General features: G+C 49.3%; 15 protein-coding genes. 2 read left to right on the top strand and 13 right to left on the bottom strand.

Annotation, left to right across the window (positions count from 1 at the left end):
* From DWX00_RS03860 to DWX00_RS03820, 9 genes are all read right to left on the bottom strand, one after another.
* Positions 1-1,773: an ABC transporter ATP-binding protein gene (locus DWX00_RS03860; RefSeq protein ID WP_158578748.1), complete on the bottom strand. Its 1,773-nt coding sequence runs from the start codon at positions 1,771-1,773 to the stop codon at positions 1-3.
* A gap of 330 nt (positions 1,774-2,103) precedes the next feature.
* The gene (locus DWX00_RS03855) at positions 2,104-3,630 is read right to left on the bottom strand and encodes a Na+/H+ antiporter NhaC family protein (protein WP_118594685.1); all 1,527 of its coding nucleotides are present in this window, start codon (positions 3,628-3,630) and stop codon (positions 2,104-2,106) included.
* A gap of 34 nt (positions 3,631-3,664) precedes the next feature.
* Positions 3,665-4,912: a 3-isopropylmalate dehydratase large subunit gene (locus DWX00_RS03850; protein WP_118594684.1), complete on the bottom strand. Its 1,248-nt coding sequence runs from the start codon at positions 4,910-4,912 to the stop codon at positions 3,665-3,667.
* A gap of 18 nt (positions 4,913-4,930) precedes the next feature.
* Entirely contained in the window at positions 4,931-5,422 is a 492-nt protein-coding gene (locus DWX00_RS03845; protein ID WP_022462500.1) for a LeuD/DmdB family oxidoreductase small subunit, read from the bottom strand.
* 45 nt (positions 5,423-5,467) lie between these two features.
* A complete protein-coding gene (locus DWX00_RS03840) occupies positions 5,468-6,718 on the bottom strand; it encodes a 3-isopropylmalate dehydratase large subunit (protein ID WP_117509127.1) in 1,251 nt (416 codons plus the stop codon).
* A gap of 5 nt (positions 6,719-6,723) precedes the next feature.
* Positions 6,724-7,206: a LeuD/DmdB family oxidoreductase small subunit gene (locus DWX00_RS03835; protein ID WP_055218301.1), complete on the bottom strand. Its 483-nt coding sequence runs from the start codon at positions 7,204-7,206 to the stop codon at positions 6,724-6,726.
* A gap of 139 nt (positions 7,207-7,345) precedes the next feature.
* Positions 7,346-7,990 carry a pyroglutamyl-peptidase I gene (gene pcp / locus DWX00_RS03830; RefSeq protein WP_117509128.1) on the bottom strand — a complete coding sequence of 215 codons (645 nt, stop codon included), beginning with the start codon at positions 7,988-7,990 and terminating at the stop codon, positions 7,346-7,348.
* Positions 7,991-8,038: 48 nt separating this feature from the next.
* Positions 8,039-8,311, bottom strand: coding sequence for a hypothetical protein (locus DWX00_RS03825; RefSeq protein WP_191892600.1), 273 nt, complete (start codon positions 8,309-8,311; stop codon positions 8,039-8,041).
* 333 nt (positions 8,312-8,644) lie between these two features.
* On the bottom strand, positions 8,645-9,640 hold the full coding sequence (locus DWX00_RS03820; protein ID WP_117509129.1) for an asparaginase: 996 nt from the start codon (positions 9,638-9,640) through the stop codon (positions 8,645-8,647).
* A 197-nt stretch (positions 9,641-9,837) separates the two neighbouring features.
* On the opposite strand from DWX00_RS03820, the gene DWX00_RS03815 reads away from it, so the two are divergent.
* On the top strand, positions 9,838-10,020 hold the full coding sequence (locus DWX00_RS03815) for a hypothetical protein (RefSeq protein WP_118594683.1): 183 nt from the start codon (positions 9,838-9,840) through the stop codon (positions 10,018-10,020).
* A gap of 36 nt (positions 10,021-10,056) precedes the next feature.
* Here DWX00_RS03815 and DWX00_RS03810 read toward each other — a convergent pair whose 3' ends face one another.
* The 3 genes from DWX00_RS03810 to DWX00_RS03795 form a co-directional block, all read right to left on the bottom strand.
* A complete protein-coding gene (locus DWX00_RS03810) occupies positions 10,057-10,272 on the bottom strand; it encodes a hypothetical protein (RefSeq protein WP_022462490.1) in 216 nt (71 codons plus the stop codon).
* Positions 10,273-10,542: 270 nt separating this feature from the next.
* Positions 10,543-10,911 carry a hypothetical protein gene (locus tag DWX00_RS20015; RefSeq protein ID WP_242998477.1) on the bottom strand — a complete coding sequence of 123 codons (369 nt, stop codon included), beginning with the start codon at positions 10,909-10,911 and terminating at the stop codon, positions 10,543-10,545.
* A 134-nt stretch (positions 10,912-11,045) separates the two neighbouring features.
* Positions 11,046-12,347 carry an MFS transporter gene (locus tag DWX00_RS03795; protein ID WP_118594682.1) on the bottom strand — a complete coding sequence of 434 codons (1,302 nt, stop codon included), beginning with the start codon at positions 12,345-12,347 and terminating at the stop codon, positions 11,046-11,048.
* A 629-nt stretch (positions 12,348-12,976) separates the two neighbouring features.
* Here DWX00_RS03795 and DWX00_RS03790 point away from each other — a divergent pair.
* Complete coding sequence (locus DWX00_RS03790; protein ID WP_416388102.1) at positions 12,977-13,813, top strand: 4Fe-4S binding protein; 837 nt, start codon at positions 12,977-12,979, stop codon at positions 13,811-13,813.
* A gap of 89 nt (positions 13,814-13,902) precedes the next feature.
* Here DWX00_RS03790 and DWX00_RS03785 read toward each other — a convergent pair whose 3' ends face one another.
* Entirely contained in the window at positions 13,903-14,937 is a 1,035-nt protein-coding gene (locus DWX00_RS03785; RefSeq protein ID WP_118594681.1) for an alcohol dehydrogenase, read from the bottom strand.
* Position 14,938 lies beyond the last annotated feature (1 nt).

Raw genomic sequence — 14,938 nt, 5'->3', positions numbered from 1 at the left:
CTACTCCTCCCCCGCTTCCTCTTCAAGTTTCTGCAGATCGACCATCTTGCGGTACGCCGTGCAGGTCCGGTACAGATCCTCGTGTTTTCCGACTGCATGGACTTCTCCGTCCTCGACGAACACGATCTTGTCCATCTGCTCCACCGTTGAAATCCGGTGTGCGATCAGAATTGTCGTCAGTCCCTCACGTTTTTTGAGATTGTCGAGAATCGTGCGCTCTGTTCTGGTATCGACCGCAGAGACGGAATCATCGAGAATCAGAATCGGTGCGTGTTTCATCAGCGCACGCGCAATCGAGATTCGCTGCTTCTGTCCGCCGGAAACCGTCACACCGCGCTCGCCAAGAACGGTGCGGTAGCCCTCTTTGAACTCTGCGATATTGTCATGGACATCGGACATCATCGCCGCATCCTCAATGGCCTCCTGGTTTTCGTCATCAAAGGCGAAAGAAATATTGCCGGAAATCGTGTCGGAGAACAGGAAGTTGTCCTGCGGCACGTAGGCACAGCCCTCACGCACGGAGTGGATGGAAACGGTGTTGACATCGTGGTCATCAATGAACAGCGTTCCGTCCGGCACGTTGTAGGTGCGGAGCAGCAGATCGACGATGGTCGTTTTTCCGGAACCGGTCTTTCCGACGATGCCGACACTCTCGCCCGGCTCAATGGTAAACGATACGTTTTTCAGCACATCGTACTCCCCGTCTGGATAGCGGAAGGTCAGATTGCGGAACTCGATTTTTCCATGGATGGACGGCAGATCCTGCACACCGCCGCGGTCCTTCACATCGACTTTTGCGTCAAGCAGTTCCGTAATACGGTTTAAGGACGCTTTTCCACGGGATGTCTTCTCAATCAGCATGGAAACCGCCATGATCGGCCATACAACGGCCGAGAAATAGCCGATATACTCGACAAGCTGGCCGGCGTCGAAGCTTCCGCAGTAAACGAGATAGCCGCCGTAGCCTAAGATTACGCAGATAACGGACTCGACGAACAGCGTTACCATAATGTTCAGCAGTGTGGAAATTTTGGTATATTCTACGTTGATGTCCTCGTTCTCGCGGTTCAGTCTACGGAACATCATCAGCTCTTTCGTCTCTTTGACGAATGCTTTGATGACAGCAAGACCGGAATAGTTTTCCTGCGCGAAATCGGACAGCTCGGAAAAAGCCGCCTGGCGCTCTTCCCACTTTTTCATCAGGTATTTGCCGAGCGTTGTACCGGCGGCCATCAGAAATGCCATCGGGATCATGGAAAGGCCGGTCAGGAAGTGGTTCATGCGCCACATTTTGATCACGGCAAGCAGGCCTAAAAACAGCGCATCGCAGAACATCAGAATACCGTCGCCGAAGCACTCCTGCACGGTATCGAGATCGTTCGTGTAAAGACTCATCAGGTTTCCGACTTTGTTGACCTGATAATACTCCTGGGACAGCTCCTTGCTGTGCGCGAACATGCAGGTACGAAGATCGGTCACCACGCGGATTGCGGAGCCGAAAAAGCAGACTCGCCACAGGAAACGGCCGACTACCATGACGATAATGGTAATAATCATGGGCCGGCAGACCTGATCCAGCAGAAATTCCATATCAAACACCGCCGCCTGGCCGTTGACCAGAACAGGGTCGCCGTTCATGCCGTTGATGACCATGCGGTACAGCTCCGGTATGAAAAGCTGGAAATAATCTACGAGAATCAGCGCTGCAAGACCGAGAATCAGAATGGGCGCATTCTTCAGGTAGTATTTGTTAATGTACTTTCCAAATATCATATATTTTCTCCCTCTTTTTGTTTTTGCCATTGTCTGCTATGATCTTTCTGACCATAACAGTCCTTCCCTTTTCCAAAGCGTTTTCGCCCCGGAATGCCTCCTTTCTTCTCCTGCATTTCACAGCTCCGATGCAATTTTAACAGAGATAAACAGAAGGAACTGGACTTTGAAAAATCCAATTCCTTCTGTTCCAATTCACATTCCTGCTCCAAAAGCGTTCCGCTTCTTCTTTGCAGGACACCGTTGTCCTGTGAATGTTTGTTCTATTTTTTAGTATACGGTTCTTTTTCTCTCCCGTCAAGCATTTCACGCGTTTTTCTGTTTTCTTTTTTATTTTTTGCCGTTTTCCGCTTTTTTTGCGCAAAATCTGCGCATTCCGGTTAAAACACCCAAAAGAAGAAGAAGGCTGACGCCAAGTGTGATCCACCACGTTCTGGTCACGGCTGCAATCAGATATCCCACCAGGCAGACACACGCTGTAACGGCCGCATACTGCATCTGCGTCGATACGTGGTTCAGATGGTTGCTCTGCGCACCCGCACTTGACATAACCGTCGTATCCGAGATCGGCGAAATATGGTCACCGCAGACCGCCCCTGCCAGGACGGCGGATACCGAGATAATCATCATCTCCAGATTTGTTCCGGCGGCGAACATGCCCGTTGCAATCGGCACAAGAATCGCGAACGTTCCCCAGGAGGTTCCCGTCGAAAAGGAAAGGAACACCGCCACGGCGAACAGCACCACCGGGATAAAAATACTTGCGGATGCATGGTCTCCCACGACGCTTCCGACAAACTGGGCCAGGCCCATCGCATCACCGACGCCTTTTAAGGTCCACGCAAAGACGAGAATCGTAACCGCCGGAACCATCAGCTTGAAGCCCTCGGACAGGCTGTCCATAAAGCTCTTGAAGGTGATGACCTTCCGCGGCAGATACAGCGCCATCATAAACAGGATCGTCACGACGGAGGCAAAAATCAGACTCGTTTCTGCATCACATCCTGCGAACGCGGAAATCACATTGTCCGCGCCGCCGAGGAAGCCAGTGTAAACCATCGCTCCAATCGCTGATACAATCAGCACGGCAACTGGGAGCACGAGGTCGATGACTTTTCCGTTCGGATTGACCTCCTGCTCGGAAACCTGCTCAAACTCCTCGCCTCCGGTCGTGAAAAGATCACCTTTGGCGGCATTATCCTCGTGGAGCTTCATCTGACCAAAATCAAAGCCGGTGTAGCAGATGTAAAAGACCATCGCAATTGTAAGGATCGCATACAGGTTATACGGAATTGTCCGCAGAAACAGCTGGAATCCGCTGATTCCCGCATCCGCCGGCACATACGAGTTGACGGCTGCCGCCCAGCTTGAGATCGGCGCGATAATGCAGATCGGCGCTGCGGTGGAGTCGATGATGTATGCGAGTTTCGCGCGGGAAACCTTGTGGCTGTCCGTGACCGGGCGCATGACAGAGCCGACTGTCAGACAGTTGAAATAGTCATCCACAAAAATCAGAACACCAAGCCCCATCGTTGCCAGAAGCGCACTCCGCTTCGTTTTGATCTTCGTCCCCGCCCATTTTCCATACGCCGCCGAGCCGCCGGATTTCGCCATCAGCACGACAACCATGCCAAGCAGGATATCGAAGATCAGAATGTTGATGTTCATGCTGTTCCGTAAAATTTCAAAGAAGCTTGTGAACGCATCCCACGGATGGAAGCCGGTGTACAAAAGGACACCGACTGCCGATCCGATGAACAGGGAACTGTAAACTTCTTTTGTTACAAATGCAAGCAGAATTGCAAGCAGCGGCGGGACGAGTGCCCACCAGGTTCCGATAAACATTGAACCATTCATGTCGTCTGTTTTCCCTTTCTGCTGTTAAGTTCGTTTACACTTCCGGCGTCACAATTTTTCCAGCTACTGCACATGCTGCCGCTGTCTTTGGAGATGCCAGATAAATTTCAACTTTAGAAGTACCCATTCTTCCAAGAAAGTTTCGGTTGTTCGTTGCTACAACACGCTCGCCGTCAGAGAGGATTCCGCCCGCTCTTCCGCAGCACAGACCGCAGCCTGGATGTGTAATCATGGCGCCTGCCTCTGCCAGTGTATCGAGAATGCCCATTTTGCTTGCCTGCAGATAAATCTTGCGGCTTGCCGGTGTTACGATCAGTTTTACGTAGTCGGCTACTTTTTTGCCTTTTAAAACCTCGGCTGCCGCCTGCAGATCCTCGAGACGGCCGTTCGTACAGGAACCGATGAAGACCTGATCGATCGGGGTTCCCTCGAGAACGCTGGTATCACGGATCTTGTCTACCTGGGACGGGCATGCCATCACCGGCACGAAGTCCTCAGCACGGTAAGTGATAGTGCGCAGATATTTCGCATCCTCATCGCCTTTTAAGCTCTTCTGATAGTCATTGAGTTCGATCTCGCAGTATTCTGCGGTCTTCTCATCCGGGGTAAAAAGTGCACATTTGGCACCTGCCTCGATCGCCATGTTGGCAATCGTCATACGGCTTGCCACGGTCATATTTTCTACGGTGCTTCCTGAGAACTCCAGTGCGCGGTACGTTGCGCCGTCTGCACCGAGGTCACCGATCAGACGCAGGATAATGTCTTTTGACATCACATTTTTCGGCAGCTCGCCTTCGATGACAACTTTGATCGTCTCCGGCACTTTGATCCACATCGTACCTGTTCCAAGGATGCTCGCCATCTCTGTGTAGCCGATTCCGGAAGAGAATGCACCGACACAGCCGTATGTCGTCGTGTGGCTGTCGGTTCCGAAAACAACGTCGCCCGGTTTTACGTAACCTGCCTCTGTCATTAACTGATGGCAGATTCCGTCGCTTCTGTGTACGTTTTTCATGCCATATTTCTTTGCAAATTCATCGCCTTTGTGGAAATGTCTCGTATCGTCCACCTGGCTTGCCGGAACGAGGTGGTCGTAGATCAGAACGACTTTATCCGGGTCCCACAGTTTGGTAAAGCCCATCTCCTCGAATTTATCGCCGACAAACGGGATGAAGATATCATGAATCATGACTCTGTCCACGTTGACCGTCACAATGTCGCCCGGTTTTACGTCTTTTCCGGTGTTGTGGCGGATGATTTTTTCAATTACTGTATTGCCCATCGTTTCTTCCTCCCGCTCTTAGTCCAGTCCGTTGCGCTTGCGCATTGCCTTTACCAGGCCGCCTGCCTGAATGATATCCATCAGGTTCTCCGGCAGAGCTGCGATCGGGTATGTTTTTCCGTTGTAATCGACATGCTCATTCATCTTGACGGTGATGGTGTCGCCCTCTTTGATATCGTCGTGCAGATCCGGCTGCTCGATCAGAAGAAGACCGTTGTTGATAGAGTTGCGGAAAAAGATCCGGGCAAAGGACTTCGCGATGACGCAGGAAATGCCGAGCGCCTTGATGATCTCCGGTGCCTGCTCTCTCGAGGAGCCGCAGCCGAAGTTCTTTCCTGCCACGATGATGTCGCCCTTTTCAATCTGTCCGGCCAGTTCCGGGCGGAGCGGGGAAAAGCCGTACTGTTTCATATCGTCAATTGTCTTTAAAGCAAGATACTCGGTCGGGATAATGATATCGGTATCAATATCGTCTCCAAGCACCCATACTTTTCCTGTAAATGCTTCCATATGTTTATTCTCCCAAAAATATTATGTATCCCTCAAAGAAAATGGTCAGATCTGATCTGCCGTCGCAATCTTTCCGGCAATCGCGGATGCGGTTACCGTAGCAGCGGATCCCAGGTATACTTTGGAGCTTGGATGACCGGCACGGCCCTTGAAGTTACGGGTTCCGGTGCTGATCAGCACTTCGTTCTCGCCGATGACACCCTGGCAGCTTCCCCAGCAGACGCTGCAGTTCGGGTTCATGACGATGGCTCCGGCCTCCATGAAGGTGTCGATGATGCCTTCTTTTAATGCCTGACGGTAGATCGTCTGGCTTGCCGGAACAACGAGGAAACGGACACCCTCTGCGACCTTCTTTCCGCGGATGATCTCTGCGCCGACACGGAGGTCTTCGATTCTTCCGTTGTTGCAGGAACCAAGGAATGCCTCATTGATTGGCGTTCCGCACGTTTCCTCTGCCGGAACAACGCGGTCCACAAAGTCTGGCTTTGCAACAACCGGGCGGACTTTGGAGAGGTCAAAGGTATACTCTCGGACGTATTTTGCATCCGGGTCGCTGTGGAAGACTTCTTTTGGCTCTCTTCCGTGCTCTTTCAGGTATTCCATGGCTTTCTCATCTGCCTCAAAGATACCGGTCTTGGCGCCGGCTTCGACTGCCATATTACAAAGTGCCATACGGTCACTGATGCTCAGCGTTTTTGCACCCTCACCGGTAAACTCCATCACCTGGTAGTTGCATCCGTTTGCGCCGACCTCGCCGATGATGGTGAGGATCAGGTCTCTCGCATAAACGCCCTCCGGCAGTTTTCCTACAAGATTGAATTTTACGCTTTCCGGTACGAGTACCCAGGAAGTTCCCGTTACCATGCCGTACAGGAAATCGGTACAGCCGACACCGGTGCCGAATGCGCCGAGTGCTCCGTAAGAGCAGGTATGGCTGTCAGCGCCGAAGATCAGCTCGCCCGGGCGGACATAGTTCTCGATCATCACCTGATGGCATACGCCTTTTCCTTCCCAGAAGTCAATGTTGTTCTCTCTTGCAAAATCACGCATCTTTTTCTGGGATGCTGCTGTTTTCGGGCTGTCGGACGGCACGTTGTGGTCGACGATGAAAACGAGCTTTTTCGGATCCGCAATGTGCGGGTGGTTTAATTTGTTGCGGTACATATCAACCGTCAGATGAGTTGTTCCGTCGTTGCTCATCAGACGATCCAGTGTTACGGTGTGGATATCTCCCGGTTTTACTTCCGGAACGCCGGCTGCAGCGGCGATAATTTTCTCTGCAATTGTCATTCCCATGGTTCTTACTCCTCCTCGCGGTTCAAAGAGGCAATCAAGCCTCCCTGATTCAGTATGTTCTGCATATATTCCGGCAGTTTGGTGCAGGTGTACGTTTTGCCGTTCACCTCTGCGGTTCCCTCGGACATATGGAGGACCATGGTGTCCCCGTCTTCTACGGCATCCGGCAGGTCTTTACAGACAATCGCCGGCAGACCGATGTTGATGGCGTTGCGGAAAAAGATTCTGGCAAAGGATTTTGCGATAACAGCCTGTACACCAAGTGCCTTTAAAACGCCCGGTGCCTGCTCTCTTGAGGAACCACAGCCAAAGTTTTCTCCTCCTACGACAAAATCTCCCGGTTTTACTTTTTTTGCAAAGTCCGGATCTAACGATTCAAACGCATGACCTTTCATCTCATCCAGATTCGGCAGAAGCAGATACTGGGATGCGATGATCTGGTCTGTATCAAGGTCATTATGAAATTTAAAAATTTTACCCTGTTCCATTTTCTTTCTTTCGTTCCTTTCGCATAAAAATTCTGACGAATCTTATTGTATCACAAAAGATATAGTTTGCAAAAGAGAAAATAGCAAAAAAAGCAGACCGCCGCACCAAAATTCCGGTACGACGGTCTGAAAGTCTGTTTTAGTGGGTAGTTCCCATTGCTTCTTCTACTTCTTCTTTGTTGGTTACGACTGCCTCGATGCAGTATTCCAGAGATTTTGCAATCGTTTCCAGCGGCATGCTTGCCATGGTGCTTGCTTTTCCGACTACCTGCTCGCATGCGAACGGTACGTGGATGAAGCCTGCGCGGATGTTCGGATATTTCGTTGCGCACAGGTGAAGCACATTGTACATGACGCAGTTGCATACGTAGGTGCCTGCGGTGAAGGATACGTGGCACGGAAGGCCGTGTTCGCGGACGTTCTGAACCATTGCTTTGACCGGAATCGTTGCAAAGTATGCGGTCGGGCCGTCTGCCTGCAGCGGTTCATCGGACGGCTGCTCTCCGGCGTTGTCCGGGATTCTTGCGTCTGCAAGGTTGATGCCGACTTTCTCTACGGTTACGCATGCGCGTCCGCCTGCCTGTCCGACATCGATGACAACGTCCGGATTGTGCTCTTTGATGGCTGCTTCCACGCAGGAAATACTTCTGGTAAACTCGGTCGGGATCTCAACTTTTACGATCTCTGCTCCGGCGATGGTATCCGGCAGAAGTTTGATGGCCTCGAATGCCGGGTTCACGCTCTCTCCTCCAAATGGGTCAAATCCTGTTAATAAAACTTTCATCGTCTTTTCTCCTTTTGTCTCTTAATTTTTGTCTCCTGGTTCTGTCCTTTAGTATAACACAGGCTCGGGTGCAATAATCTTTCCCCGGTCCATAATCTGACGGTTATCGGTAAAAATATCGGGTTCCCGGCAGACCAGGTCGAAGTGGCCTTTCGCATTCTGCACGCCGCCGAGCGCGATATTGCGTCCAAGCCCTACGTGGAAAGTTCCATACGCGGATTCATCCTCAATGTAGCAGTTGCCGAGGCAGTTCGAGCACGAATTCAGTCCGATGCCAAGCTCTCCTGCGATATAAATCCGTGGATCGAAATATTTCTCCATATACTTCTTTAAGCGGATGCCGGTCGGTGTCTCCTCGATATCGACATATGTTGTAACTGTAACCAGCGGTTGGATTCGTCATCCAAAATCCGCCGTTTTCCGCACTGCATCATGAATTCAATTCTACTAAAATGTTCAAAAGATATCAACCTGTTTCTGATTTTTCTATGAAATTTGCACAATTCTTCCAATAAAAATCAATTTTGCGTCCGTACTGTCTGAAAATTTTGCAGAAAATTTCTTTTTCCTCAAAAAGAAAAAGAGGCGTTCACAGCCAGCAGAAACATTTCTTTCCTGCGGACCGTGACAGCCTTTTTGCCGTCTTTCTTTTTCTTATTTCCAGACCGTATCGTAGTTGATCGGTTTATAGAATGCTTTTTCCCGGCTCTCATGATCATCCGGACGGTTGCCGAGAAGCCACATGGTTTTAGTTGCGACTGCCTCCGGGGTCATATCGTATGACTCGAGAATGTTGCACAGGGTTTTCATCTCATGGCCGACTTCATAGACGGTCATATCGCTTCCCTCGTGAGAAACCTGGGTACACATGATGATGAGTTTTTCCGGGTACTTCTGGCAGAGCTCGTAAAACGGCTCCTTGATGCTCGCCGGAATACCGCCGACACCGAAGCTCTCCACAATGATCGCATCGTAGTGCTCAAAAATCGCCGGAAGCAATACCGGGCTGATTCCCGGGATCAGTTTCAAGAGAAAAACGTTATCGCTTAAGTTTTCATAAAAACGAACCGGCTTTTCATACGGCAGCATCGGCAGATACCGCAGAATCCTGCGGTCCTGTATTACCGCAAGGTACGGGAAATCGATGCTGGAAAAGGCATTGTAGCTCTTCGTCCGCACCTTCTTCGCGCGCGTTCCCGCGATGACTTTTCCGTCGAACACAATCTGTACACCCTGGGATGCATCATCACAGGCGTAATAAAAGCTATCGGACAGGTTTGTCTTTGCATCCGTGATATCCAAATTGATCGGTCGCTGTGCTCCGGTGATGACGATCGGCTTTTCCGAATTCTGAATCATATAGGAAAGCGCCGCCGCGGTGTACGCCATCGTATCAGTTCCGTGCGCGATGACGAAACCGTCGTAATCCTCGTAATGCTCCTTCGCCACTTTCACCAGCGTGCTCCAGTTCTCCGGAACCACATTCGAGCTGTCCAGATTAAACGGATTCACCGCCGTAATCTCACAGAGGCCTTCCACCTCCGGAATATAAGACAATAACTCCTCCGGCGTAATCTGCGGAGTCAAACCATTTTCCGTCTTCTTCGAAGCAATTGTGCCGCCGGTTGCGATAAATAAAATCTTTTTCAATGTAAATCACTCCTGTTTTCTCGTTTGGTAACAAGTTTTCTTTATCTTAGCAGACTTTGGGGACGGCGTAAATGATGAATTTGGGAATCGAGAAACCAATCCTTTCCATTGACGCGAAAAATTCCGTTTGCTATACTGAATTTTAGACACAGAAAATCCTTATCTACGAATTTTACATTCAGAAAGCCAGGCTTCCTATGAATCATGAAAATCATCCCGGTCATCCATATCTTTATTCTTTTCTTCTTGTTTTCGGTCTGACGCTGATCTGCGCTCTGCTTGCGGGATCTTCGTATCGATCGGAGCGTGAAAAACAGGAAGCTGCCGAACAGCGCAGAATCCAGGAGCTGCATAATGAATTTCTGACTCAGAAAGATTAAACACATGTTAAACATGCGTGAAACGCCCTTTACCGGCTACGCCTTCAGCAGCACCTTCTGCCCGCAGACCGGGATTTCCTCGAGATACTTAAAATACCACTTCTTCCTCCGCGCCGAATACCGCACCACCACCGGAATCCAGCAATTTTCCACTTTCAGATACACATACTGCCCGGAAGCCACTTCCACCTCGCCGTTCTGCTGCTCTACAAATGCACGGTTTTTCTTTATTTTTACAATGCCTTTCGTCATAATGATCATCCTTTCTGAACGGGTTTGAAAAGATACTCTACCTGTATTGTATGCAGAGGGGATAGGAAATTTCCACTTTTCAGGGGCAAAAAAACAGGACACGGGATTCCCCCATTGTCCTGTTATCCTTTTATCACACACCTGCTTACCCCTCAGCATCGTTCTGCTGCCAAACTTTATCGCTCGAATCAGAACAGCTGCCCCAGCAGTTTCAGCTTTTCCTTTTTGAGGAATGCGGCTTCAAATTTTTCAAAAGCTTCCGGGTTCTTGTCACAGATAAAACTCCAACGCCAGCTGCATGGCCGTTTCATCAGAATCCGCCAGCTTACGAAAAATCACCGCCATATATTTCAATGGTCCGCCCGCCAGATAATCATGATGAAGCTGCGCAAGTTTTGGATCGCGGTATTGTTCCAGCGTCAGCATTTTGCGAAAATTGGCAGAGAATGTTTCTTTCGTCCAATGCTCAAACTGCGCCATGCTGTAATCATGAATCTGTGCAATCGGGGTCTGCAGATAGAAGTGTAATGGGGTCTGGTACCAATGTGCAGCTCCTCGGTGTCCAGAGACGCATCCTTGTGATCGACTCTTCCGGCTTTCCGGATCTGGCCTGTCTGTGCTTTTTTCAGGCAGCCACATTCCCGGCAGCCCGACTCACTGATTATCGTAACACGTAACCTCTCTTTGTGAAACCCCGGAGTCAAAAGCAAAAAATCTCAAAACCAGTTGCTCTTGTTCTCCTGGTTTTGAGATTTTTTTATGCTGTGTATCTTTTATTTTTCACCCGCCATCGGCTGATGGTCTGCAATTTTCAGAAAAACAAATCCAAGTGCAAAGAAAACCGCCAGACATGCAACCGCTACGTTGATCGTTCCTCCCGCCAGCTTTACAACTGCAATGACTACAGATCCAAGGAAGGAAGCGCCCTTGGCAAAAATATCGTAGATGCCAAAATATTCTCCCGAATTCTCCGCCGGAATAATTTTAGAATAATACGAACGCGACAACGATTGAATTGATCCCTGAAAGCATCCCACTCCAAATGCCAGAATCGCAAAGTGCACCAGCGTCCGCAGTGTCAGCGCATAGAGGCAGATGACAAAATAGCCTGCGATGCAGATCAGAATCAGGGATACCGTATCTTTTTTCCGCGACAGTTTTGCAAAAAACAGAGATCCTCCAAAAGCGACAACCTGCGTGGCAAGCAGGAAAACAACCTGTCCGACCGTATTCAGGTTCAGATCGGTTCCGATGTTGATGCAGTTGTCAATGATGGTTCCTACCCCATCAATATAGAGAAAGAATCCAATCAGAAAGAAAAATACTTTCCGGTCCGAAACTGCGATTTTTTTCAGGGTTCTGAATATTTTTCCAAATGTCTGACCGACGGTAACCGTTCTCATTTCCACGTAATTCTTCTGCCGATACTCCTTCAGCAACGGCAGCGTCACCACCAGCCACCAGAGAGCCGTCACGCCAAAGCCAATCATCTTAGAGACAAAATCCGGCAGCACCCCGACCATATCCGGCCCCAGAATGTAAGCAATCAGTGCTACAAGAAACGGAATGCAGGATCCCAGGTATCCCCACGCATAGCCATAGGAGGATACCTCATCCATACGTTCCTCCGTTGTCACATCATTCAGCATGGAATCGTAAATCGTCAGCGATGCATTATAGCAGACTCTTGTCACAATATAAATGACCAGAAACAGCACCCAGCTCGTTGCAACGCCATTCAGCACACATCCTGTGATGCCAAGACCTGCCGTTGTGGTAAAAAAGATCTTTTTCTTATCCTTACGATCCGCCAGCACACCGCAGACAGGACCGATCAGTGCCACCACCACCGTAACAATGGAAATGGCAATCGAATAGTACGCCGTCGCCTGATCCGAACTGATTTTTCCCGGCCCTGTACCGATTGCCAGACTCTTAAACCAGATCGGAATCAGCGAACAGGCAAGCATAATAAATGCCGAATTTCCCACATCATATAAAACCCATGCAAACTCCTGCTCCGTCAGATTTCGAAACACTTTTGTCCGATGAAGAGCCCGAAACAGACCACTCATACTACAATCCCCACTTTCTTTTATTTTGTCATGCAGTATCAGTGTAGCATAGATTTCTTGATATTCAAAGTATTTTTTGTATGAAAGTAGGCAAAATCATTTGCAAAACGCCAGTTTTCCCATCCTTCCATGATCCGCCGGAAATTTCACAGCAGATCATTTCGATTTCTCAGATTAATGCCGGTGTCTGCGCCAAAACGGAAAGGATCGCAATCACCGCAAAAATCACAGCAGCTGCCACTGCAGCAATCATAATTTTTCTTTTCATAGCATACCTGCTTTCTCTATCATGTTTGCGGAATATTTTGTTTTCGTAATCATATCTTTTTTTCTAAAGACATTATACCCTATGCATAGGAATACATCAAACTTTTCCAGTCCAGGCCATTTCCAGACAGCTTTTAAAAACAGTCTGGCATGACTCCAAACGATTACAGGCGCAGGCGGTCATAACCGTCTGCGCCTGTAGTCGTTTCACTTTTTTTGCAGATGTTTTATAAGAATCTGATTACTATTTTTTTATTTCTCTGCTATACTTATGCTAAGATACCAGACACGCTCTTGCACCGGCCTGGCAGTCCGTGCATTGAGAAAAAATAAGAAAGCAGAGGATCAAAGAGATGACGAAAATCCCAAACAGACTTCACAAATACGTGCCATCTATGCTGCTGTTTCTGCTGTTTGAAGCAGTGGCAGTTACGCTGTGGCTCACAAAGGACAATTTTTTCTATCTGCTGAATTTCAGCTACATCGGAGCCTGCCTTGGGCTTGGAACGGCACTGTTTACCGCCGGGAAACGGTATGCCCGGCATTTCGTCCAGTTGGCGGTGGGCAGCTATATGTTGCTGTACCTTGGCGTGATTTCCCGTGAAAATATGCAGATCGAAGGGTTCTGGTACTACCTGTTTCTCGGCGTTTTCGAAGCAGCAACTATCCACTACGCGGTTGCAAAAATTTTCGGACCGTTGCTTTTTGGGCGTGGCTGGTGCGGTTACGCCTGCTGGACAGCTATGGTGCTGGACTTTCTGCCCTACAATCAGCCGCAGAAGCCACGAAAAGAAAAGCTGGGCTTCCTTCGCTATGTGATGTTTCTTCTGTCTCTGGCGTTGGTGTCCGGGCTGTTTCTGATGCAGGTGGCACATCTGGAGCAAATCATGTTCTGGCTTTTCCTGGCCGGAAATGCGCTTTATTACCTTGTCGGTATTGTGTTCGCCTTCCTGTTTCAAGATAACCGGGCATTCTGCAAGTACCTGTGTCCCATTACGGTTTTTCTCAAACCTATGAGCTATTTCTCTCTTCTGCGCGTCCACTGCGATGAGGATAAGTGCGTCCATTGCGGGAAGTGTCTGCAGGTCTGCCCCATGAACGTGGAGGTTAATAAGGAAACCCGCAAGCGGAAAAACGGAACAGAGTGTATTCTCTGCTATGAATGCACGAAAGTTTGCCCCTCAAAAGCACTGCATTAACCGTTTTTCCTCATCCGTAAGTTTATTCCTCGCTTCGGCTGATTGATCATATATAGTACATTAATGATTGGAATTATCTATATCTTCTTTTAGCATTCTACTGCTACCTTAATTACACCATCTCTCTTACCTTCAAAGAGTTCATAAGCTTCCTCTATCCTTTCTAAGGGATAGGTGTGGGTGATAAGCGGCTCTGTGTTCAGTTTTCCCTCTGCAATCAACCGTAATGTTTCTTCACAGTCACAGCCATCCACTCCTCCGGTTTTAAAGGTAAGATTTTTTCCATACATATCCGGAAGCGGCAGGATCTGTGCCTGATCATAAAGAGCAACCACCGTCACCAGACCATTGGGTCTCGCGCATTCCCAGGCCAGACGGAAGGTAGCTTCCGCCCCCGCAACCTCCAGCACAACGTCAGCTCCCCCATGATCGCTGTTTGCCCGTACAAACGCTTCACACTTCTCCGGAGAAACCAACAAAATCTCCGGATAATGCTGTCGGATAAACTGCAGACGATTTTTATCCTTTTCACACACAATAATCCGTCTTGGTTTTTTCAGCATTACCGAAAGCAGGGTACAGATACCGGTGGGGCCGGCTCCGATGATCAGCACCGTGTCCTGCTCTGAGATCTCTGAAATACGCGCTGCCCAGTAACCGGTAGCCAGAACATCGCCCACCAGCAATGCCTGTCGATCCGTAACGCCATCCGGAATCTTATTCAGTCCCTGATCTGCAAAGGGTACACGCACATATTCCGCCTGGCCGCCATCGATCCGGCAGCCCAGCGCCCAACCGCCATTTTCATCTGTACAGTTATTCACATACCCTTTCTTGCAGAAAAAGCATTCACCGCAGAAGGTCTCCACGTTTACTGTCACCCGATCTCCCGGTTTTACCCTGGTAACTGCCTTTCCAACCTCTTCCACAATCCCCACCATCTCATGGCCAACCGTGATCCCAGGTACTGCCCGCGGAACGCTGCCATGCTTGATATGCAGATCGCTGGAGCAAATGCTGGCGAGTGTCACTTTGACAATAGCATCCCGCTCCTGCATCAGGGTCGGTTTTGGCTTCTCTCTTAATTCGAATTTTCCTTTTGAAACGTAGGTATACGCCTGCATA

Source organism: Blautia sp. AF17-9LB (assembly GCF_003479185.1).
Lineage (GTDB): Bacteria > Bacillota > Clostridia > Lachnospirales > Lachnospiraceae > Fusicatenibacter > Fusicatenibacter saccharivorans.
This window is presented reverse-complemented; position numbering and strand designations above follow the sequence as displayed.